1 protein-coding gene is annotated in these 255 nt (G+C 51.4%); it reads right to left on the minus strand.

The features are described from left to right. Window positions 1-241, minus strand: a 241-nt coding sequence (locus ACN6NF_RS25935) for a condensation domain-containing protein (protein ID WP_474320330.1), incomplete at its 3' end; no start/stop codon positions are given. Window positions 242-255 lie beyond the last annotated feature (14 nt).

Genomic DNA, 255 nt, shown 5'->3' on the forward strand with positions numbered 1-255 from the left:
TGATATGCTCCACATTCGGAATGTCTGCCGGACGTCCAGATACTACGCTGCCAAACACGACATCATCGGTGCCATTATATTTTTGCAGCAAAAGGCCCCAAACGGTCTGCATCAACGTATTGATGGTCACCTGATAACGCTTGGCTATGCGCTGAATACCAGCGGTTAGCTCCGCGCCCAAATCAAAATCCAGGCGTTCCGCCTGATACCCCGTTTTGCCCTGGATTTTTGCCTGTGGCAAACGAGACTGCTCCT

It is taken from the genome of Paenibacillus sp. TSM33, from assembly GCF_056099025.1.